This is a genomic window from Listeria cornellensis FSL F6-0969 (assembly GCF_000525855.1).
Classification (GTDB): Bacteria; Bacillota; Bacilli; order Lactobacillales; family Listeriaceae; genus Listeria_A; species Listeria_A cornellensis.
In genome coordinates this window covers 64,034-87,241 of record NZ_AODE01000014.1, presented here as the reverse complement: position 1 = coordinate 87,241, position 23,208 = coordinate 64,034, and the positions used below count along the sequence as shown (strand labels likewise).

Below are 23,208 nucleotides of genomic sequence, written 5' to 3'. Positions count from 1 at the left end.
TTTTATTGGACAGTAAAACAGCAAGATTAAAGGAAATGTATCTCGAATTGTTAAGGATTTTAGAGAAGTATGGGCCAGTAGAAATGAGTACTCAGATAGGTACAATTAAAGAAATACTAATTTACTTAGATACAGCGAATGAATCAGAAGATGCTATGATAAAACAGACTTTTCAAATGCATAAAAGCATGTCTCCTGGAAAGTCAGGATTGGCAGAATTTCATTTTTGGGATAATGATTTTGAGATACGTTCTAAAGTAAATAAACCACTAGGTGAATTAAAGCAGGAGATATGGGACATACTAGTTTCAGATGAGTAGATTTATTGAAAGGCCGTTGCTATTTCATATTTAATAGGAAGGAACATGCCTTAATAAAACCTGCTGGGGGACATATGGGGGACATCTTCCTTTCGTTGCACAAAACCGTTGATAATAAGCCGAATTTATGATTTTCTTATTTATCAAGTGAAAAAATAAGTCATATTTTGAGTGATTTAGATGGGCCGCTATTCGCATAGAATAGCGGTTTTTTGAATGTCTAGATATGATGTATAAAGATGCTACACAAAAAGACGAGATACAATGAGAATCCATCATACCTCGCTTTATCTAATTCCCAGTCAACAAATCAATCGCATCCGATAATTTCGTACTGACTGCTTGGTCGTTTCGCAAATCATTTTGTACCTTCATAGCTTCTTCTGGTATCTCCGTGATGATCCCGTCGACGTCTGCAAGCATGTATTTACGCGCTGCTTCTGGCGTCGTGATTGTCCACACCAATAAGTCCATATTACGCTCACGAGCCTGTCTCTGCATGCTAGAGCTAAAGGAGAATTCCTCGATAACGATAAAATCTGCATCGACATTGACCAGATTTCCGAAATTAAGCGGGACAATAAAGCCGACGCGCATCGCTGGATAACGTTTCTTAATGGTTTCGACAATATTACGATCCAGCGACTGATAAATATAATCATTCTCGACGCCATATTTCTGAACAACTTTTTCAAAATTAGCAAGAAAATCTTTGGATTCACCGCCGTGTGTCTTAATCTCGATATTCAGATTCACGTTCCATTTTTTCGCATGTTCAATATACGCATCTAATGATGGAATCGTTGATGTGAAGCCATCCTGATGAATCGTTACTTTTTCCAGTTCGGCTAAGGTCATATCGCGAACGTTGCGGTTTATACCAGCCAAGCGCCTCAGATTCGTATCGTGAAACACGACAAACTGATGATCTTTTGTTTCGAGTATATCCATTTCGACAAAATCGACACCGATTTTCGCGGCGCCATGAAGGGACTCCAGCGAATTTTCGACGCCTGCACTTTTCAGTCCGCGATGGGCGATTATTTGCGTATTATCGCTGTACGTGACTTCAGTCAGATAAACACCGTTAATCGTTATGAGGGCAATGATTCCAGCGGTGATAACGAAATAAAAAGACTTCCGATGTGGCTTCTTCACAATTCTATTTTGCGAGCGCGGAATGATGCTATTTTCACGTGTTAGAAACATAAAATTGATAGCATGTGCGACGTAAATAGGTACGATTGTGAAAGCAACAATAAAGAATATTTGACTCAGCGTCAACGAAATTCCTGCAACGACTGGAGCTGCTGGCGCCCATAGCTGTTCTGTTAAAATAGTCGGAAATAGGAAAATCAAAAAGGCGATGAAAATCAGGGCAGTGGCTACAAGCGACATCAGAACGAAAATTGTTACGATGCGCCACGTTTGCCAGCGAGTTATGACCCAGCTACGCTTAATTGCTTGGAAAATCGTGCATTCACCAGTGAGAAAAATCGCCAGCGAGAATAATAATCGGATATTAATGTAAATCACGACGGCGATGAAACTAAAATAAAGAATCGCGCCCGACGTGGATTTCAATAATTCGTTCACGATAAAATTGGGAATGTAGATCCCGTCAGTTAATTCAGAATGCAATCCCATCCCTGCAATTGGTACAATCAATACGAAATATAATAGGAAAATAATAAATTGGTAAGATAATAAATATTTCGACTGCCTTAAGATTTTGCGTAGAATCATCCGTATCGTGAATGGAATCTGTTGCTGATGGTAGTAGGTGATAAGAATTAAAACAGATAATTCAATGTATATAAAAAAACAAAGCCAACAATCCAAAAATAACAGCAAATAGTAACCCAAGCGGATTGCTTAAAAATTCTAAAATATTCTGATCGGTAATACTATCGTAGCCAAGTGACGTTGTCATGAAGTGGAAAAACAGCGCCAAAAACGGAAAGGCCAGTAAAAGAATCAGTGCTTGTAAAACAAATACAAATTTTATGTAGTACCATGAGTTAAAACGGGTATAAAACAAAGAAGTCCTCAAGGTTTGCCAAATTCTAATCGTGTTCATGTCAATTTCTCCCCCTTATTTCTGCTTTTTATTATACGATAAGTTAACAATAATTAGTAGTCTGAAAGGGGTAGGAAAATATTATTTTTGAAATTTGTACGAAAATGCTTTTGCTTAAGGCTTTTTTTTTAGTATTATAGAATATGATGGAATTATTCCGAGTGTTAGGAATGAGCCAAATAGAAAGTAGATGGAGGTCAATATGGATACCCCAGAATATAAACGAGTAGTATTGAAACTTAGTGGTGAAGCTTTAGCAGGAAAGGAAGGGTTTGGGATTAACCCGCGTGTCGTGAACTCCATCTCGCAACAAGTAAAAGAAGTAGTAGAACTTGGCGTGGAGGTTGCTATCGTTGTCGGTGGCGGCAATATTTGGCGCGGTAAGCTTGGTAGTGAAATGGGAATGGATCGTGCAGCAGCGGATTACATGGGCATGCTGGCAACTGTCATGAACTCTTTGTCACTACAAGATTCACTGGAGAACGTTGGTGTAGCTACACGTGTTCAAACTTCTATTGATATGCGTCAAATTGCTGAGCCGTATATTAGACGTAAAGCCATTCGTCATTTGGAAAAAGGTCGCGTTGTTATTTTTGCAGCGGGAACAGGGAATCCTTATTTCTCAACAGATACAACGGCGGCATTGCGCGCAGCTGAAATCGAGGCTGAGGTTATTTTGATGGCCAAAAACAATGTCGATGGCGTTTATAGTGCTGATCCTAAATTGGATGATACAGCAGTGAAATACGAGGAGTTATCATATCTTGATGTGATTAAAGATAATCTGCAAGTCATGGATACAACGGCATCATCGCTAAGTATGGACAATGATATTCCATTGATTGTCTTCTCGTTTGAAGAAACAGATAATAATATCAAACGCGTTATCTTAGGAGAAAAAATCGGAACCATAGTAAGAGGGAGGAAATAAACATGAGTAAAGAAGTATTAGCACAAGCACAAGATAAAATGACAAAATCAGAACAAGCGTTACAACATCAATTAGGATCGATTCGCGCAGGCCGTGCCAATGCATCCCTACTTGATCGTGTATCGGTAGACTATTATGGCGCACCAACACCGATCAACCAAGTAGCAGGAGTGAGCGTTCCAGAAGCGCGCTTACTAATGATTTCTCCTTATGATAAAACAGCGCTAGGCGACATCGAAAAAGCGATTTTAAAAGCAGATCTTGGTATTATGCCAAATAACGACGGTGAAGTTATCCGTATTGCGATTCCACAATTAACGGAAGAACGTCGTAAAGAACTCGTAAAAGAAGTGAAAAAAGAAAGCAGAAGATGCAAAAGTTGCGATTCGTAACGTACGTCGCGATGCAAATGATGACTTGAAGAAATTAGAGAAGTCTGGCGATATTACAGAAGACGATCTACGTAATTTCACAGAAGACGTGCAAAAATTAACAGACGCAAGCATTAAGAAACTTGATGAGATAGCGAAGAGTAAAGAAGAAGAGATAATGGAGGTCTAGAAAGAAGTGCTGAAAGAGCCTGCTTATGTTGATGAACTTTCAAACCGTCGTTTGGTTTGATTTAGTGAATCAATAGGCAGTGGAGCAACGCGAGACTGACAACCATTTATTTGTTAGGGGCCGCAGTAAAAACCCGCATTTGGTTTTTGTGGAGGGCACGAAAATTTCGAGAGTCTGGCTCTTGAAGCTGGATCGGAGATGCGAGTCGTGATGCAGGGCAAGGAACGAATGCTCACTTTATTCGCCCTCGTATTGCGGCTCTAAATCGGCAAGTGATGCCTCATAAGAGCCGCAACAAAGGCGTCAAACGCGACGCTATTCCTGCCGAATCCCACCACCGCTTCACGCATATTGAGGCACGAAACATTGCTTTTTCAATATGCGTGAAGCGGTTATTTCTTAGTATTTCGGGGGAAAGAGTCATGCGTTCATTTTTATTAAAATTTCGAGGTGGGCATTGTCTGATAAGAGCTACCGGTGGTTTACATCGCATGCAAATGGAAGTTCTAAATCGGCAAGAAATACCGCATAAAAGCTTTAACAACTCGAATCTCATGGATTTCTTATTTACTTTGAGCAAGTTATAGTACATAATTTCTGTTATTTTTGTTATTATAGGTATAGACGTGCCGACTCTTGGTAATTCTATTGGAGGAAAGAACATGTTTAAGAAGATATTTCGTCAAGATGAGAATGAGATAAATAATGAAATTTCAGCAGAACTTCCTTTGCCGAGCCATGTAGCGATTATTATGGATGGGAATGGAAGGTGGGCGAAGAAACGCTTCTTACCTAGGGTTGCTGGGCACCGTGAAGGGATGCAAGTGGTGAAACGTATGACGCGTTATGCGAATTCGCTAGGTATTGATATTTTAACGCTGTACGCTTTTTCTACCGAGAATTGGAAGCGGCCGAATGATGAGGTTGATTTTCTGATGAAGTTGCCGGGTGAGTTTTTCGATACGTTTATTCCGGAGCTGATGGAAGAGAATGTGCGCGTGAATGTGATGGGCTATAAAGAGGAGTTGCCGAAACATACACTGGATGCTGTGGAGCGCGCGATGGAGGCAACGAAAGGTAATACGGGGCTTGTCTTGAACTTTGCGCTGAATTATGGATCGCGGGCTGAGATTGTTACGGCGACACAGGTGGCAATGCGGGAATTGTTGGATGCTGGGTTTACTGCAGAGGATTTGACGGAAGAGCGTTTGGCGAAGCACTTGATGAGTGCGGACTTGTCGGACCCAGATTTGTTGATTCGCACAAGTGGCGAGCTTAGACTCAGCAATTTTATGTTATGGCAACTTGCGTATAGCGAGTTTTATTTTACAGAGACGCACTGGCCTGATTTTTCGGAAAGTGATTTTAAGCAGGCGGTTGTGGAGTATCAGAATCGCTCGAGACGCTTCGGGGGCCTATAGGGAGGATATATTGTGAAAACAAGAATTATTACAGCAATCGTAGCTTTGGCGGTGTTCCTGCCATTTGTGATCTATGGGAAATTGCCATTTGAACTGCTTAGCATGTTACTAGCGGCGATCGCATTATATGAAATTTTAGTGATGACTAAGCAAAGTCTGTTTTCGGTGAACGGGATTATCACGCTCGTATTGACACTTACGATTGCGGCGCCGACACGGTTCATCGATTGGCTTCGGGAATATAATATCACGCAAATGGAAATTATTTTTGTTTGTATGGCATTATTGTTATCCTATACGGTATTTTCAAAGAATCGCTATCATTTTGATCAGGTTGGAATTGGTATTTTAGCGGCTTTTTATACAGGGTTGGGCTTCCATTATTTAGCCGAGACGCGGAATGCGGGGCTAGAGTATGTTATTTTTGCGCTATTAATTGTTTGGATGACAGATACGATGGCCTATTTTGTTGGTCGGTCGCTTGGGAAGCATAAATTGGCGCCTAATGTGAGTCCGAATAAGACGGTAGAAGGCTTTGTTGGCGGTGTTGTTTTTGCAGTAGTAATCGCTGGCGGGTATTATTTATACATGGGATTGGATGGAAACCCATTTGTCATCGCAGCTTTAATTATTGTACTTTCCATTTTCGGTCAACTAGGGGACTTGGTGGAATCCGCATTGAAACGTTATTATGGCGTGAAGGATTCTGGGAAATTGTTACCTGGACACGGTGGAATACTAGATCGGTTCGATAATTTACTCTTTGTTTTACCACTTCTTTTGCCATTGCTACATATACTTCAAATTTTATAAAATAGAGGTGTACTGATGAGAAAAATTAATTTACTAGGCGCAACGGGTTCGGTTGGAAGCCAGACACTTGCGATTGTGAGGGAACATCCGGACTTATTTCAAGTTGTAGCGCTTTCGTTTGGGCGCAACATGAAGCTTGGAATGGCGATTATTCACGAGTTTCAACCAGAAATTGTATCGGTGGAACTTCGTCGGGACTATGAAAAATTAAAATTAGAGTTTCCTGGAATTAAGGTTTATTATGGCGCGATGGGTTTGCAAGAGGTTGCAACGTCTAGTCATGGCGACATTTTGATTAATGCAGTAATGGGTAGCGTCGGTTTGCAGCCAACATTGGATGCGATCGCTGCTGGGAAAGAGATCGCAATTGCGAATAAAGAAACACTAGTAACGGCGGGACATTTAGTCATGCGTGCTGCGAAAGAAAAAGGCGTGAGCTTGGTGCCAGTCGATAGCGAACATTCGGCGATTTTTCAGTGTTTACAAGGTGAAAATCCGGCGAATATTGATAAATTGATTGTGACGGCATCTGGCGGAAGCTTCCGGGATAAGACGCGAGATCAGTTGAAAGATGTGACGGTCGCTGAAGCGTTGGCACATCCGAACTGGTCGATGGGTAACAAAATTACAATCGATTCGGCGACGATGTTCAATAAAGGCTTAGAAGTCATTGAGGCGCATTGGCTATTCGACTTAGATTACGACAAAATTGATGTTGTGATTCATCGAGAAAGTATTATTCATTCGATGGTGGCATTTAAAGATGGTAGCCATATCGCGCAACTTGGTTTGCCAGATATGCGTGTGCCGATTCAATACGCGCTGACACATCCGGAGCGCTCAAGTATTTCCTTCCAAAAACCGTTTGATATTACGGATTTTGGTACGCTTCATTTCGATAAAATGGACTTCCATCGTTTCCCAGCATTGAAATTAGCGTACACTGCTGGTAAAATAGGTGGAACGATGCCTTCCGTTTTGAATGCAGCGAATGAGATTGCTGTTGCTGGCTTTTTAAATGGTCAGGTCGCTTTTCAAGATATCGAGGCACTCGTTGAAAATGCGATGAATCGCCATAAGACAATACCCAACCCTGATTTGGAGACTATTTTCCAAGTAGATCAGGAAACACGTGCATACGTGAAGACACTTTTATAGAGGTGAAACAATGACAACCATTATTGCGTTTATATTTGTTTTTGGCCTAATCGTCTTCTTTCATGAACTCGGACATTTCTTATTTGCAAAAAGATCTGGTATTCTAGTTCGCGATTTTTCGATTGGTTTTGGTCCAAAAATATTTGCTTACCGCAAGAAAGAAACACAGTACACATTAAGACTTCTTCCCATTGGCGGTTACGTTCGTATGGCGGGGGAAGACGGAGAAGTTGTTGAGCTGAAACCGGGTTACCGTGTTGGCTTGATTTTAAACGATGATGAAGTCGTGACAAAAATTATCATTAATGGAAAGGATCAATATCAAGATGTGCAGCCGCTTGAAGTTTCTGGAAGCGATCTTGAAAGAGAACTTTTCATCGAGGGGTATGAAGAATACGACGAGGACAAAATTGTTCGCTATCAAGTCGCGAGTGATGCGGTTGTCGTGGATGGCAAGCTAGAAACGATTATTGCACCGTATGACCGTGTTTTCCAATCGAAATCACTTGGTAAACGAGCGATGACCATTTTTGCAGGACCGTTATTCAACTTTATTTTAGCTATTATAATCTTTACAATTCTTGCTTTTGTATCAGGAAGTGTTCCGTCGAATAATCCTGAAATCGGGCAAGTAATCGATAATGGTGCGGCGCAGGAAGCTGGTTTGAAGCAGGGCGACGAAGTTATTTCCATTAATGGTAAGGCGATGGATTCGTGGCAGGATATTTTTTCTACTGTAGAGAAAAGTCCGAATAAAGAGCTTGATTTCAAAGTCGAGCGCGATGGAAAAATACAAGATATCGACGTAACGCCGAAAGCAGAAAAAGCGCAAGATGGTACAAGCGTTGGTAAAATTGGTGTCGCGCAACCAGGATCGGATTCGTTCTGGACGAAAATAACGTATGGCTTTACGCAGACGTGGTTCTGGATAACGCAAATCGGTCACGTGCTTGGCCAAATGGTGACAGGTGACTTCTCCTTGAATATGTTGAATGGACCAGTTGGTATTTACACGTCAACACAAGAAGTGGTGAGTTATGGTTTCTTGACGTTGCTCAATTGGACGGCTGTTCTAAGTATTAACTTAGGAATCGTGAATTTACTGCCACTGCCAGCGCTGGATGGTGGGCGTTTATTGTTCTTCTTATACGAGTTAATCCGCGGGAAACCACTGGACCCGAAAAAAGAGGGCATGGTACATTTCATCGGCTTTGCATTGCTGATGGTGTTGATGTTACTCGTAACATGGAATGATATCCAGCGAGCGTTTTTCTGAGATAAATAGGGAGAATCTGAAAGCAAGATCGTTTACAGGTTTAAAGATAAAAATAGGGGTGTGATTTGAAGATGCGTCAAACATTGAGCTTTATTCCAACATTGAAAGAAGTACCTGCTGATGCAGAGGTGAAAAGTCACCAGTTATTATTACGCGCGGGATTTATCCGCCAAACAGCAAGTGGGATTTATAGTTATTTACCACTCGCAAAATTAACATTGCAAAAAATTGAGACTATTATTCGTGAAGAGTTGAATCGAATCGATGCGGTTGAATTATTATTACCAGCTTTACAACCCGCAGAACTTTGGCAAGAGTCGGGTCGTTGGGAAGATTATGGTTCGGAATTGATGCGTTTGAAAGATCGCAATGCGCGTGATTTTGCATTGGGCCCAACACATGAAGAGGTTATCACATCGCTTTTACGTGATGAGGTTAAATCTTATAAGCGATTGCCATTGACGATGTATCAGATTCAGACGAAGTTCCGTGATGAATTGCGTCCGCGTTTTGGTTTATTGCGTGGTCGCGAGTTTATTATGAAAGATGCGTATTCTTTCCATGCGACAGAAGCAAGTTTGGACGCGACATACGATAAAATGTATCAAGCGTATTCGAATATTTTCACGCGTTGTGGCTTAGATTTCCGTGCAGTTATTGCGGATTCTGGTTCTATCGGCGGCAGTGAGACGAAGGAATTCATGGTATTATCGGATATCGGTGAAGATACGATTGCTTATAGTGACGCTTCTGATTATGCGGCAAACGTTGAAATGGCGCCAGTTATGCATATGGAGAAGAAATCACATGAAGAAGCGGGCGAACTTGAAAAAGTAGAAACCCCTGATCAAAAATCGATTGCGGATGTTGTGTCTTTTTTAGATGTTGCAATTGAAAAAACGGTGAAGTCTATGCTTTACGTGTTAGATGACGAGGAAATTATTATGGTTCTTGTTCGTGGGGACCATGAAGTGAATGACATCAAAATTAAAAACGCGTTATCAGCGACGACGGTAGAACTTACGACGAATGAACAAGCGGTCGAATTACTCGGTTCAGGATTTGGTTCGCTAGGTCCAATTGGCGTACCAGAACACGTTCGTATTTTTGCGGATAATGATGTACAAGATGTTGTGAACGCAGTGATTGGTGCAAATGAAGAAGGCTATCACTTGATTAACGCGCAGCCAAAACGTGATTTCAACGTGCATACGTATTTTGATTTGCGTCTGATTCAAGAGGGTGATTTATCTCCGGATGGACATGGCGTAATCAAGTTCGCGGAAGGTATTGAAGTGGGCCATATCTTTAAACTGGGAACAAAATATAGTGAAGCGATGGACGCGACATTCTTAGATGAAAATGGTCGCAGCAATCCGTTTATCATGGGCTGTTATGGTATTGGCGTTTCTCGTTTGCTTTCAGCGATTGCCGAACAACAAGCCGATGAGTCTGGCCTTGTTTGGGATCGTAGCATTAGCCCGCTTGATCTGCATTTAATTCCTGTCAATATGAAGAGTGAAGAGCAAGTCACGTTTGCCGAAGAACTCTATGCTTCTTTACAAGAAATGGGATTCTCTGTTTTACTAGATGACCGTTCTGAACGCGCGGGCGTGAAATTTGCCGATGCCGATTTGATTGGATTACCAATGCGTGTTACAGTTGGCAAGAAAGCAGCAGAAGGCATTGTGGAAGTGAAAATTCGTAAAACTGGTGAAATGATCGAAGTTCGAAAAGATGAACTAATGAATACACTGCCGATTTTATTAGGTGAAAACGCGTAACGTATAGCAAGTGAATCAGGTGAATCGGCGACAAGCGTTCGCATTCACCTGATTTTGTAAAATCTGGATTAAGTGGATTATTCCAAATACTAGAGTTGAAAATGAAGCCGTCTTACGAGTGAAATACAGTCAGGTGTTGTATTTCAAACTGGGAAGACGTTTTTTTGTTAAGTCACGAAAAGGAGTTGTCGAGATTGTCTATTACAGATGTAGAAAAACAAGAACGATTCCAAATTTTGTTGCAGCAAATTGGATTAGGAAATGATGCCGTATTTCAAGATTTTACGAAAGATGGGAAAATCGAGAAATTGGTTGTAGATAAAGCGAATAAGATATGGGAATTCCATTTGGATGTCGCTCAAATTTTGCCGTTTGAATTGTTTCAGATGATGCGTGTGGGGATGAATCAAGCGTTTCAACAGATAGCACAGACAACGATGCGGATTCATGTTCGGGACGAGACAGTGACCGAGCGTTTAGTGGAGGACTATTGGAACGATACGATTACACCGTTCGCGAAGCAGTCACCGATGATCGGGCAGTTGTTAATTGAGCAGAAGCCGACGTTTATTGCGCCAAATTTTATGGAGATTCGTGTACATAATGAGATGGAGCAAACGACGATTGCCCAGCGTTTTCAACCGGCGATTGCTGAGAGCTACGTGAAAAAGGATTTCCGACGATGGTGTTGCGCACGAACTTGTTGGATCAGTCGGAAACAGAGCATTATAAGGCTTTTGTGGAGGCGAAGGAAAAAGAGGATCAGGCGAAGGCCTTAGAAGCTGTGCAGGTGATGCAAAAACGGGCGGAGCAGCAGGCGAATGGCGAAGGTGGCGGTGGACCAGCACCATCCGGACCATTCCAAATTGGATATAAAATCAAGGATGATGAGGAACGCAAGCCTCTTGGCGATATTTATGACGAAGAACGCCGCATTACGGTAGAAGGTTATGTTTTTGCATCGGAAATTCGGGAGTTGCGCAGTGGCCGGAGCTTGTTACAATTCAAGATTACGGATTATACGAGTTCGATTATTATCAAGATGTTCTCGCGCGATAACGACGATGCTGCCATGTTCCAGAATATGAAAAAAGGCATGTGGGTCCGCGTTCGTGGTAGTGTGCAGATGGATACGTTTGTCCGTGATTTGATCATGATGGCGCAAGATGTGAATGAGATTGCGGGCGTGAAGCGTTTAGATACGGCGGAGGAAAAGCGTGTAGAGCTTCATATGCATACGCCGATGAGTCAGATGGATGCGACGTCATCTGTAGCGGATCTCGTGAAACAAGCGGCTGATTGGGGTCATCCAGCGATCGCGATTACGGATCATGCAGTGGCGCAATCTTTCCCCGAAGCTTATGGTGCCGGTAAGAAAAATGGTGTCAAAATTCTGTACGGGATTGAGGCGAATTTGATCGATGATGGTGTACCAATCGCTTATAATGAGCGCCACACGGGTTTGAAAGATGCAACCTATGTCGTGTTTGACGTCGAGACTACAGGGTTATCCGCCGTGTATGACACGATTATCGAGCTCGCTGGCGTCATGATGAAAGACGGCGAAATCATCGATAAATTCGAGGCCTTCATTGATCCAGGCCATCCATTATCCGCGACGACAATCAACTTGACGGGCATCACGGATGATATGGTGAAAGGCTCGGATCCAATCGAAGTCGTGTTGCAAAACTTCAAAGATTGGTCTGGCGACGCGATTCTGATTGCGCATAATGCCTCTTTTGATATGGGCTTTATCAACACGGCTTACGGAAAAGTCGGCATTGAAAAAGCAGAGAACTCGGTTATTGATACGCTAGAATTGGCACGTTTTCTCTATCCCCATTTTAAAAATCACCGTTTGAATACGTTAACGAAGAAATTCAATATTATCCTGGAACAGCATCACAGAGCTATTTTTGATGCAGAGGCGACGGCTTATCTTGGTTGGAAGTTGATTAAAGACGCGAAGGAAATGCGCGATATCGACTTTCATGACCAATTCAATAATTACATGGGAGAAGGCGATGCCTATAAGCGTGCGCGTCCATTCCATGCTACAATTTATGCGAAAACCGATGTCGGACTGAAAAATTTATTCAAACTCGTGTCGATGTCGCAAATCAATTATTTTTTCCGTGTTCCTAGAATTCCTAGATCGGAGCTTAATAAACTTCGCGAAGGGCTCATCGTTGGTTCAGCCTGCAATCAGGGCGAAATTTTTGAAGCGATGATGCAAAAAGGAATGGAAGATGCGGAGCGGGTTGCTGCCTTTTATGATTTTATCGAAGTACAGCCGAAGCCAGTCTACGCGCCACTTATCGAAAGAGAACTAGTTCGTGATGAAAAAGCGCTCGAAGAAATTATCGGTAACTTAGTGAAAGTCGGTGAAAAAATCGGCAAACCTGTTGTGGCGACTGGAAATGTACATTATTTGAATCCAAACGATAAAATCTATCGTAAAATCTTGATTCATTCACAAGGAGGGGCAAATCCGCTGAACCGTGCGTCACTTCCAGACGTTCATTTCCGTTCAACCGATGAAATGCTTGCCGAATTTGCCTTTTTAGGTGCTGAAAAAGCGAAAGAAATCGTTGTCACAAACTCCAATCTCGTGGCGGATTGGGTGGAAAATCTAAAACCAATCAAAGACGATCTGTATACGCCTAAAATCGAAGGTGCCGAAGATGAAGTCCGCAATATGAGCTATACGATGGCACGTAGCATTTACGGCGATGAGCTACCAGAAATCGTCGAAGCGCGTCTTGAAAAAGAGCTGAAAAGTATTATTGGTCACGGTTTCGCGGTTATTTATTTAATCTCACACAAACTCGTGAAAAAATCGCTCAACGAAGGCTATCTCGTAGGTTCGCGTGGTTCGGTTGGTTCTTCCTTAGTTGCTACCATGACGGAAATCACCGAGGTAAACCCGTTACCACCGCATTATGTTTGTTCGAAGTGTAAGCATTCCGAGTTTTTCGATGATGGTTCAGTTGGTTCCGGATTTGATTTGCCGGATAAAGAATGTCCAGAATGTGGGGCGGCGCTCACGAAAGAAGGTCAGGATATTCCTTTTGAAACGTTCCTTGGCTTTAAAGGAGATAAAGTTCCCGATATCGATTTGAACTTTTCTGGGGAGTATCAGCCAATTGCCCATGCCTACACGAAGGAGCTTTTCGGTGAGGATTATGTATATCGTGCTGGAACGATTGGTACGGTCGCTGAGAAGACGGCGTTCGGTTATGTGCGGAATTATGAGCGGGACATGAATATGACGATTCGCGGGGCGGAGATTGATCGTCTCGTGCAAGGCTGTACTGGCGTAAAAAGAACGACTGGTCAGCATCCAGGGGGGATTATCGTTATCCCGGATTATATGGACGTCTACGATTTCTCGCCAATCCAGTTTCCAGCTGACGCGACGGATTCAGAATGGAAAACAACCCATTTTGATTTCCACTCGATTCACGATAATGTATTAAAACTCGATATACTCGGACACGATGATCCGACCGCAATTCGGATGCTTCAGGACCTAAGCGGTATCGATCCAAAAACAATCCCGACCGATGACAAAGAAGTGATGAAGCTGTTCGGTTCTACAGAATCACTCGGAGTAAAACCAGCAGATATCGATTCAAAAACCGGCACACTCGGCATCCCAGAGTTCGGAACTCGTTTTGTACGTCAAATGCTTGAGCAAACCAAACCGACAACATTCTCTGAGCTTGTTCAAATCTCTGGATTATCCCACGGAACCGACGTCTGGCTTGGAAATGCGGAGGAGCTTATCAAAAACAACATTTGCTCACTCGCTGAAGTTATTGGTTGTCGTGATGATATCATGGTTTTCCTTATCTACCAGGGCCTCGACAGCTCGCTTGCCTTCCAAATCATGGAGTCTGTGCGTAAGGGGAAAGGCTTGACCGAAGAAATGGAAGCCGCGATGATTGAAAATAAAGTGCCGAATTGGTACATCGATTCGTGTAAAAAAATCAAGTACATGTTCCCGAAAGCCCATGCCGCGGCCTATGTACTCATGGCCGTTCGGATTGCTTATTTCAAAGTACACCATCCTTTGTTCTTCTATGCGACCTATTTCACTGTTCGTGCCGATGATTTTGACCTGACAGCGATGGTCAACGGAAAAGAAGCGACAAAAGCGAAGATGCAAGAAATAAACGCCAAAGGGCTCGAAGCATCGATGAAAGAAAAAAGTTTACTGACGGTTCTCGAGATTTCAAACGAGATGCTAGCTCGCGGATTTTCTTTCCAAAAAGTAGACCTATATAAATCAAGCGCAGACGAATTTATCATTGAAGGTGACCAGCTAATTCCGCCGTTTAATGCGATTCCGAGTCTTGGAACCAACGTTGCGAAAGCAATTGTAGCCGCGCGTAAAGATGGCGAATTTTTATCAAAAGAAGACTTGCAACAACGCGGAAAAGTCTCGAAAACCATCATTCAATATATGGATGATCAAGGTTGTTTAGAAGGCTTACCAGATCAAAATCAACTCTCTTTATTCTGAGGATATGGCTCTACACAAGGCAACACAGGGCCTAATGTTTGCGAAGGAAGAATGTTTGTGTTATAGTTAATAATGAAATTACGATAACTCAACCAAGAGTGGGCCGATGCCCACTCTTTCCTTTTGCAACTTTGCAGGGTTAGATTGTCGTAAACCACTGGCAATACTAGCTTTGTCAGATATATTAAAGGAGGCTAAAATGAGTAAAGTTCTTGAACAAGTCGAAGAAATCGTGTTGCCAATCACAACCGAACTTCAACTAGAACTGGTCGATTTAGCGTTTGAAAAAGAAGGAAAGCACTGGTATTTGAGGGTATTTTTAGATAAAGAAGGCGGCATTGATATCGATGAATGTGCCTTGGTTAGCGAGAAACTAAGTGAAATCTTGGACAAAAATGACCCGATTACACAAAATTACTTTCTGGAAGTATCATCACCAGGCGCAGAACGACCATTAAAAAAGGAAAAAGATTTTGAAGCAGCTATTGACAAATGGGTCCACATCACAAGCTACGAGCCAATCGCGGACCGTAAAATGTGGGAAGGAACACTCACGAAGTACGATGGCGAGGCGCTAACTGTTGAAATTTTGGATAAGACACGTAAAATTGTCTGTGAAATTCCGAAAGACAAAGTGGCCAAAGCAAGACTAGCGATTAAATTTTAAAAGCGGTAAATTAAAGGAGCTGAAAAAAGAATGAGCTCAGAACTATTAGATGCTCTTCATGTTTTAGAACATGATAAAGGAATTTCACGTGATGTGATTATTGAAGCGATTGAGGCGGCACTGGTCTCTGCTTACAAGCGAAATTTCAACCAAGCACAAAATGTACGAGTAGATTTAAACTTAGATAAGGGCACGATGCATGTGTTAGCGCGCAAAGATGTGGTAGATCAAGTATTTGACTCCCGCTTAGAAATCTCTGTGGAAGAAGCCCACAAAATCAACGCAACTTTTAAAGTCGGCGATATTGTGGAACTCGAAGTAACGCCAAAAGATTTCGGCCGAATCGCAGCACAAACAGCGAAACAAGTCGTGACGCAACGTGTTCGTGAAGCAGAACGAGGCATCATTTACGACGAGTTTATCGATCGCGAAGATGACATTATGACGGGTATTGTAGAACGCCAAGATTCTCGTTTTATTTATGTGAACCTTGGTAAAATCGAAGCAATCCTATCGCAAAATGAGCAAATGCCAAATGAGACATACCGCGCCCATGATCGTATCAAAGTATACTTGACGAAAGTCGAGAAAACGACCAAAGGACCTCAAATCTATGTTTCTCGCACACATCCAGGTCTTTTAAAACGACTTTTTGAAATGGAAGTTCCAGAAATCTATGAAGGCATTGTAGAAATTAAATCTGTTGCTCGTGAAGCCGGAGATCGTTCTAAAATCTCTGTATACACAGAAAATCCAGAAGTTGATCCAGTTGGTTCTTGTGTAGGTCCAAAAGGTGCCCGCGTACAAGCCATCGTGAACGAACTAAAAGGTGAAAAAATTGATATCGTGGAATGGTCAGCTGATCCGTTTACATTCGTTGCAAATGCGTTAAGCCCGTCCAAGGTACTCGACGTTATCGTCAATGAAGCCGAACAAGCAACAACGGTTATCGTGCCAGATTATCAACTTTCCCTAGCTATTGGTAAACGTGGTCAAAATGCGCGTCTTGCCGCTAAATTAACTGGCTGGAAAATTGATATTAAGAGCGAAACCGTGGCGACAGAAGCTGGTATTTATCCACGCCCTGATGGCCCAGTCATCGAGCGCGTAGATATCGACATGGCCGATGAAATCGCTGAAGACGAAGAATAAAGGAGTGACCAATGCGGATGCGTAACAAGAAAATTCCTTTAAGAAAATGTATTGTAACCGGCGAGCGCAAACCAAAAGGCGAACTTTTACGTATTGCCTATTCTAAAGACGGTGTACTGACGATAGATCCTAGCGGAAAAGCGCCAGGTCGTGGTTTTTACATTGTCATAGACAGCAAGGTCGCTGAAAAAGCCAAAAAGAAAAACAGTATTTTTCATCAGATGAAGATGCCAGAACAAGACGGTTTTTACGATCAACTCATTGATTATGTAAAGACAATCGAAGGAGCAAATCATGGATCATAACAAAGCCTATTCCTTACTCGGAATCGCTTATAGCGCTCGCAAACTCGTGACTGGCGAAGAACTAGTTTTAAAAGAAGTGAGGCGTCAAAAAGCACGACTAGTCATCATTTCAGAAGATATATCAGAAAAAACCGAGAAAACAATCCGTAACAAATGCCAGTATTACGATGTCCCGCTTGTGAAAGCCGGCACCCGTGAACAGCTAGGCGGTGCGATCGGCAAAGATGCAAGAGCCATTATCGCGGTAATGGATAAAGGATTTGCGGCAAAACTAACGGAATTACTCGGGTGAAATCTTAACGGAGGTGTGTCACATGAGTAAAGTTCGTGTATATGAATACGCAAAAGAACACCAATTACCTAGTAAAAAAGTGATCGAGACATTACAAGAATTAGGCGTTGAAGTCGCCAACCATATGTCTACTATTAACGACAATGCATTAAGACAACTCGACAAAACATTGCTTGGACCGAAAAAAGAATCTGCCGCGCCAAGCAGCCAACCTAAAGCATCAAACGAAGCAGGTCAAAGTAAGGGGTCTAATAAACCAAATATGAATGATAAATCGAATCAATCCAAACCAACTAATAATACCAATAAACCAACCTCACAAGGCGCAGCGAAACCAGCAGCAAGTGGAAATAAACCAGCTGGTGGAACAACACAAGGCGGACAAAATCGTCCAAACAATAGCGGTGGATCAAACCGACCTGGCGGCAACGCACAAGGCGGAGGAAACCGTAATCAAGGTGGCAATCGCAACAATCAAAACCGCGGTCGCAAAAACAACACTAAATACAAAGGAAAACGCAATCACAGTACCGTACCACCAACACCGCCGAAGCCAAAAGAGCTTCCAGAAAAAATCGTTTTCTCGGAATCACTTACCGTTGGCGAATTAGCGCGTAAATTATACCGCGAGCCATCTGAAATCATCAAAAAACTATTCCTACTCGGCGTCGTAGCAACGATTAACCAAGGCTTGGACAAAGAAGCAATTGAACTTGTCTGTGGCGAGTACGGCGTAGAAGTAGAAGAAGAAATCAAAATCGATATCACAGATTTAGATGTTTATTTTGAAGAAGCAACGGAAGAAGATAAAGGTAAAGAAGTCGAGCGTCCAGCTGTTGTAACCATCATGGGTCACGTCGATCATGGTAAAACAACGCTACTTGATTCCCTGCGTAACACGAAGGTAACACTTGGTGAAGCTGGCGGAATCACACAACATATCGGTGCCTACCAACTTGAAGTACACAACAAAAAAAATCACATTCCTAGATACACCTGGTCACGCAGCCTTTACAACAATGCGTGCGCGTGGTGCCAAAATTACCGATATCACCATTCTTGTGGTAGCAGCAGATGATGGCGTTATGCCACAAACAATTGAGGCGATCAACCATGCGAAAGCGGCGGAAGTTCCAATCATTGTTGCTGTAAACAAAATCGATAAACCGCAAGCCAATGCAGATCGCGTGATGCAAGAATTAACCGAGTACGAATTAGTTCCTGAAGCATGGGGCGGCGATACGATTTTCGTACCAATCTCAGCGAAATTTGGCGAAGGACTGGACACGTTGCTTGAAATGATTCTCCTTGTTTCCGAAGTAGAAGAATTGAAAGCAAACCCAGATCGTCTAGCTATTGGTAGCGTTATCGAGGCAGAACTAGATAAAGGTCGCGGTTCCGTTGCGACACTTCTAGTACAAGATGGTACACTGAAAGTCGGCGATCCAATCGTTGTCGGTCATACCTTTGGACGTGTTCGTGCGATGGTCAATGATATCGGACGCCGCGTGAAGAAAGTTGGGCCAAGTACACCGGTTGAAATCACTGGACTTAGCGATGTACCACAAGCTGGCGACCGTTTCGTGGTCTTTGAAGATGAAAAAACAGCCCGCGCCGTTGGGGAAGCTCGTTCAAGTCGTGCTGTTGTAGCCCAACGTTCTGCGACAAACCGTGTGAGTCTAGAAAATCTATTCGAACACATGAAAGCCGGCGAAATGAAAGAAGTTAACGTTATCATCAAAGCCGACGTACAAGGATCAGTGGAAGCCTTGGCTGCATCCCTACGTAAAATTGAAGTAGAAGGCGTTAACGTTAAAATTATTCACACGTCCGTTGGTGCTATCAACGAATCTGATATTACCTTGGCTTCTGCATCAAACGCCATCGTCATCGGATTCAACGTTCGCCCAACAACACAAGCACGTGAAGGCGCTGAAAATGAAGGCGTTGATATCCGTTTACATCGCGTTATCTATAAAGCTATCGACGAAATCGAAGCTGCGATGAAAGGGATGCTCGATCCAGAATTCCAAGAAAAAATTATCGGTCAAGCCCAAGTACGTCAAACAATCAGCGTATCCAAAGTTGGAACAATCGCGGGTTGTTACGTTACAGACGGCAAAATCACACGTGACAGTGGCGTTCGTGTTATCCGCGACGGCATCGTTGTTTTCGAAGGCGAAATCGGTACGCTGAAACGCTTTAAAGATGACGCAAAAGAAGTAGCAAAAGGCTTCGAATGTGGTATTACGATTGATAAATTTAACGATATTAAAGAAGACGACGTGATTGAAGCTTACATCATGGAGGAAATTGAACGTAAATGATTCGTTACGTCGAGTCCGAGTGGTTTTTGCAGACCCCGCAGACACTAAAAGAAAAACGAGCCATCATAAAGCGCGTCCTAACACGTGCCGGCCAAAAATTTAATATCTCCATTGCTGAAATTGGATTCCAAGACAAATGGCAGCGAGCCTTAATCGGATTCGCTGTCGTCTCCGAATCCCACGAACAAGCCGAAAAAGTAGCAGATACTGTTCTCGCATTTCTCGATTCATTTCCAGAGTGGGAACGCGGCAAAACAACAATGGAAAGTTTGTAAAATGAGGTGAAAATATGAATCTTAGAGCTAATCGTGTAGCAGAGCAAATGAAAAAAAGAGCTTGGCGACATCCTTAACCGTAAATTAAGAGATCCTCGCATTGGTTTTATTACCGTTACAGGTGTTGATGTGACAGGTGATTTACAACAAGCAACCGTGTTTGTTTCCGTTTTAGGCGAAGAAAAAGGGCAACAAGACGCCCTCGCTGCCTTGGAAAAAGCACATGGTTTTATTCGCTCCGAAATCGGTAGTCGCATTCGGTTGCGTAAAGTACCAGAACTATTTTTCGAAATAGATCATTCTGTAGCTTACGGCAATCATATAGACGACCTATTACGTGGTCTAAACGATAACGAATAATAAACAAGGCAAGAAATTTGGACAAAATTCAAGGCATAAACAAATCGCCCATTCTATTATTTGGGTAGGACGAGAGTTTTGCTTTACACAAATCGAGCGAAAGCGTTTGTATTCAGGGGATTTTGTGGGAGCCGGAAGCGGAGCATACTAATGTATGTAAGAACCGGAAGCCCATAAAATCCCCTGAATGCGAGCGCTTGCCGCCGATTTATTTGGGTTATGATACAGATTCTGTTGTGTAGGAAAAGGAGTGATTTACGAGATGGACGGAATTATCCCCTTGTGGAAAGAAAAAGGCATGACGAGCCATGACTGCGTATTCAAATTGCGCAAAAATTCTCCAAACAAAAAAAAGTTGGACATACAGGAACGCTTGATCCGGATGTCGAAGGTGTTTTGCCGATTTGTATTGGTCGCGCAACAAAACTCGCCGAATATATTACGGATGAAGGTAAAACTTACGAAGCTACGGTTACGCTAGGCAGTGCCACAACGACCGAAGACGCGAGCGGAGAAGTAGTTGCTGAAAAAGATATCACTGAAACCATTTTGCCAATTGATGTTGAAAAAGCTGCAAAATCTTTTGTTGGGGAAATCGAGCAAATTCCGCCGATGTACTCTGCAGTGAAGGTAAATGGCCGCAAATTGTATGAATATGCAAGAGAAGGCATAGAGATTGAACGTCCGAAACGTACGGTGAATATTTATACAATTGAACTCTTGAAGCCTTACGTACCAATAAGTCCAGATAACAATACATTTCACATACGAATTAAATGTGGCAAAGGAACTTACATTCGCACACTCGCTGTCATGATTGGTGAAAAACTAGGATATCCCGCACATATGTCAGAACTAAAACGCACACAAAGCGGTATTTTCACAGAAGAACAATGCTTCACGTTATCCGAAATTGAAGCATTACAAGCAAAAGAAGAAGGCGCGAGCTTCCTGTATCCGTTAGAAGACGGCTTATCGGACATGCCGCAACAAGGCATTTCAGAACTCATTCATGAGAAAGTGCTAAACGGCGTTGTACTACCAGAACAGTTCATCAAAGAACGCAACCAAGGACGCGTAGCCTTGCTCTATAAAAATAAATTAACAGCCATCTATGTACAGCATCCAGAACGTCGCGATTTTTGGAAACCAGAAAAAGTGATTGAACTACGTGAAGGTAAACTAAACTAAAAACGGTAAACGAAAAGAAGCTACCTCTTGTCAAACAAGGTAACTCCTCGTAACTCCGTATTGATTGCGCGTTATATTTTACCCTTAAAGTAGCAGGGCAAAACATAGTGCGAAGAGAAGGGGATTTCATGGAAACGTATTTTTTGCATCATCCACCAGAACATATCGATCGCGATCCTAAAGTGATAGCGCTTGGTTTTTTCGATGGATTGCACCGAGGGCATCAAGAAGTCATCAACACAGCTAAAAAAGAAGCTGGAAAACGCGGCATAAAAACTGCGGTCTTAACTTTCGATCCACATCCATCCGTTGTTCTAAGCCAAATGCGAAAACAAGTCAAATATTTGACACCGCTAGAAGAGAAAAAACGTAAGATGGCCGCGCTAGGCGTTGATATTTTATACATCGTTCGTTTTACTACGGCATTTTCGAATCTGAGCCCAGAAAATTTCGTCGCAAATTATCTGGTCGGTCTAAACGCGAAGCATGTTGTTGCCGGCTTCGATTATTCTTACGGACGTCAGGGCGCTGGTAAAATGTCGGATCTCGCCAACTATGCGGATGGGCAATTTGACGTAACGATTGTTCAGAAGCTAGAAGATTTGCATGATAAGGTGAGCTCTACTAACATTCGGAAATATATTTCGGAAGGTCAACTAGACGAGGCAAACCAACTGCTAGGCTATCCGTACACGCTTACAGGAACCGTTATCCATGGTGACAAACGTGGCCGTACAATCGGTTTTCCGACGGCGAACATTGCAGTTGATGACGGTTTCCTCATTCCCAAATTAGGCGTTTATGCGGTCAAATTTAAAGTAAACGGAGAAATACATTTAGGCATGGCAAGTATTGGGTATAATATTACCTTCAAGGATGACCAAGCAATGTCGATAGAAGTCTATATTTTAGATTTCCACCAAGAAATATATGGCGAGGAAATTGAAATCGAATGGTTCCATTATTTCCGGCCAGAGTTGAAATTTAATGGTGTAGAAGGTTTGATTGAACAATTGAAGCAAGACGAAGCAGATACGAGAGCATATTTCGCATAAAAAGTTAGGCTATCTCTTGCTTTTTGACCGAAAATAGTGTATCTTTAACTCTGTACGAAATAGAACCCTTACTTGGCTTTTTGCGAGTCACCAACGCTTGGCTCAGTATGTGGGGATTAGAAAAGAAGGAGGTGTGTAAGAAATGGCATTGACACAAGAGCGTAAAAATGAAATTATCGCTGAATATCGTGTACATGATACGGACACTGGTTCACCAGAAGTTCAAATCGCTGTTCTTACTGCAGAAATCAACAGTTTGAATGAACACGTTCGCGAGCACAAGAAGGATCACCATTCTTATCGTGGTTTGATGAAAATGGTCGGTCATCGTCGTAACCTTTTAACTTACCTACGTAAGAAAGATGTTGCACGTTACCGCGAACTTATCGGACGTTTAGGTTTACGTCGATAAACACAAGGAAAACGGGATATTTTTGTCCCGTTTTTTTTTTGAAAAAAAATAAACAAGAAGTGTCCCGCTACCTAAGAAGGTAGAAAGAAGCTTTATCGCATGAATCCAAAAACGTGCCATTTACATAAAAAAAACATGATTTCACTAAAAGTCACTGTCTTCGCAGACGCCAAGCCTTATCGAGCCGAGAAGCGCTCAGATGCTAGGCGAAGTGGAGCACAGACGCGGAGCATACTTGAGGTATGTTGACTGAAAACAGGGAGAGGGTAGTGTCCTCGACCATGTGAGAAGTTATGC

General features: G+C 42.5%; 16 protein-coding genes and 5 pseudogenes. 19 read left to right on the top strand and 2 right to left on the bottom strand.

Annotated elements, in window-relative coordinates; all coding sequences use genetic code 11:
* Positions 1–5: 5 nt before the first annotated feature.
* On the top strand, positions 6–320 hold the full coding sequence (locus PCORN_RS06605; RefSeq protein WP_036078690.1) for a hypothetical protein: 315 nt from the start codon (positions 6–8) through the stop codon (positions 318–320).
* A gap of 291 nt (positions 321–611) precedes the next feature.
* On the opposite strand, the gene PCORN_RS20770 is transcribed toward PCORN_RS06605, so the two are convergent.
* Together PCORN_RS20770 and PCORN_RS20765 are read right to left on the bottom strand one after the other, a co-directional pair.
* On the bottom strand, positions 612–2,162 hold the full coding sequence (locus PCORN_RS20770; protein ID WP_277620170.1) for a glycerophosphodiester phosphodiesterase: 1,551 nt from the start codon (positions 2,160–2,162) through the stop codon (positions 612–614).
* A complete protein-coding gene (locus tag PCORN_RS20765; RefSeq protein WP_036078685.1) occupies positions 2,128–2,400 on the bottom strand; it encodes a glycerophosphoryl diester phosphodiesterase membrane domain-containing protein in 273 nt (90 codons plus the stop codon). Before PCORN_RS20765 ends, PCORN_RS20770 begins: the two co-directional genes overlap by 35 nt.
* 202 nt (positions 2,401–2,602) lie before the next feature.
* On the opposite strand from PCORN_RS20765, the gene pyrH reads away from it, so the two are divergent.
* The 18 genes and pseudogenes from pyrH to rpsO all read left to right on the top strand — a co-directional run bounded on the left by pyrH (position 2,603) and on the right by rpsO (position 22,911).
* Entirely contained in the window at positions 2,603–3,331 is a 729-nt protein-coding gene (pyrH, locus tag PCORN_RS06590) for a UMP kinase (RefSeq protein ID WP_036078683.1), read from the top strand.
* A 2-nt stretch (positions 3,332–3,333) separates the two neighbouring features.
* Positions 3,334–3,892 (top strand): annotated as a pseudogene (frr, locus tag PCORN_RS06585) (ribosome recycling factor).
* Positions 3,893–4,554: 662 nt separating this feature from the next.
* Positions 4,555–5,313 carry an isoprenyl transferase gene (locus PCORN_RS06580; protein ID WP_036078681.1) on the top strand — a complete coding sequence of 253 codons (759 nt, stop codon included), beginning with the start codon at positions 4,555–4,557 and terminating at the stop codon, positions 5,311–5,313.
* A 12-nt stretch (positions 5,314–5,325) separates the two neighbouring features.
* Positions 5,326–6,126: a phosphatidate cytidylyltransferase gene (locus tag PCORN_RS06575; RefSeq protein WP_036078678.1), complete on the top strand. Its 801-nt coding sequence runs from the start codon at positions 5,326–5,328 to the stop codon at positions 6,124–6,126.
* 15 nt (positions 6,127–6,141) lie between these two features.
* Positions 6,142–7,284: a 1-deoxy-D-xylulose-5-phosphate reductoisomerase gene (locus PCORN_RS06570; protein ID WP_036078676.1), complete on the top strand. Its 1,143-nt coding sequence runs from the start codon at positions 6,142–6,144 to the stop codon at positions 7,282–7,284.
* A 10-nt stretch (positions 7,285–7,294) separates the two neighbouring features.
* Complete coding sequence (gene rseP, locus PCORN_RS06565; protein WP_036078674.1) at positions 7,295–8,560, top strand: RIP metalloprotease RseP; 1,266 nt, start codon at positions 7,295–7,297, stop codon at positions 8,558–8,560.
* Positions 8,561–8,631: 71 nt separating this feature from the next.
* The gene (locus tag PCORN_RS06560; protein ID WP_036078672.1) at positions 8,632–10,344 is read left to right on the top strand and encodes a proline--tRNA ligase; all 1,713 of its coding nucleotides are present in this window, start codon (positions 8,632–8,634) and stop codon (positions 10,342–10,344) included.
* 194 nt (positions 10,345–10,538) lie between these two features.
* Positions 10,539–14,875: pseudogene (locus tag PCORN_RS06555) on the top strand (PolC-type DNA polymerase III).
* Positions 14,876–15,074: 199 nt separating this feature from the next.
* A complete protein-coding gene (rimP, locus tag PCORN_RS06550; RefSeq protein WP_036078670.1) occupies positions 15,075–15,542 on the top strand; it encodes a ribosome maturation factor RimP in 468 nt (155 codons plus the stop codon).
* A 30-nt stretch (positions 15,543–15,572) separates the two neighbouring features.
* Positions 15,573–16,694, top strand: a complete 1,122-nt coding sequence (nusA, locus tag PCORN_RS06545; protein WP_036078668.1) for a transcription termination factor NusA — start codon at positions 15,573–15,575, stop codon at positions 16,692–16,694.
* A 17-nt stretch (positions 16,695–16,711) separates the two neighbouring features.
* Entirely contained in the window at positions 16,712–16,999 is a 288-nt protein-coding gene (gene rnpM, locus PCORN_RS06540; RefSeq protein WP_036078772.1) for an RNase P modulator RnpM, read from the top strand.
* A complete protein-coding gene (locus tag PCORN_RS06535; protein ID WP_036078666.1) occupies positions 16,989–17,291 on the top strand; it encodes a YlxQ family RNA-binding protein in 303 nt (100 codons plus the stop codon). The genes rnpM and PCORN_RS06535 overlap by 11 nt, the downstream gene beginning before the upstream one ends.
* Before the next feature lie 22 nt (positions 17,292–17,313).
* Positions 17,314–19,618, top strand: a pseudogene (gene infB / locus PCORN_RS06530) (translation initiation factor IF-2).
* Positions 19,615–19,893: a DUF503 domain-containing protein gene (locus PCORN_RS06525; protein WP_036078663.1), complete on the top strand. Its 279-nt coding sequence runs from the start codon at positions 19,615–19,617 to the stop codon at positions 19,891–19,893. Before infB ends, PCORN_RS06525 begins: the two are co-directional and overlap by 4 nt.
* A 14-nt stretch (positions 19,894–19,907) precedes the next feature.
* Positions 19,908–20,253, top strand: a pseudogene (gene rbfA / locus PCORN_RS06520) (30S ribosome-binding factor RbfA).
* Positions 20,254–20,515: 262 nt separating this feature from the next.
* A pseudogene (gene truB, locus PCORN_RS06515) lies at positions 20,516–21,444 on the top strand (tRNA pseudouridine(55) synthase TruB).
* Positions 21,445–21,572: 128 nt separating this feature from the next.
* Complete coding sequence (locus tag PCORN_RS06510; RefSeq protein WP_036078660.1) at positions 21,573–22,499, top strand: bifunctional riboflavin kinase/FAD synthetase; 927 nt, start codon at positions 21,573–21,575, stop codon at positions 22,497–22,499.
* A gap of 142 nt (positions 22,500–22,641) precedes the next feature.
* A complete protein-coding gene (gene rpsO / locus PCORN_RS06505) occupies positions 22,642–22,911 on the top strand; it encodes a 30S ribosomal protein S15 (RefSeq protein WP_036062005.1) in 270 nt (89 codons plus the stop codon).
* Positions 22,912–23,208 lie beyond the last annotated feature (297 nt).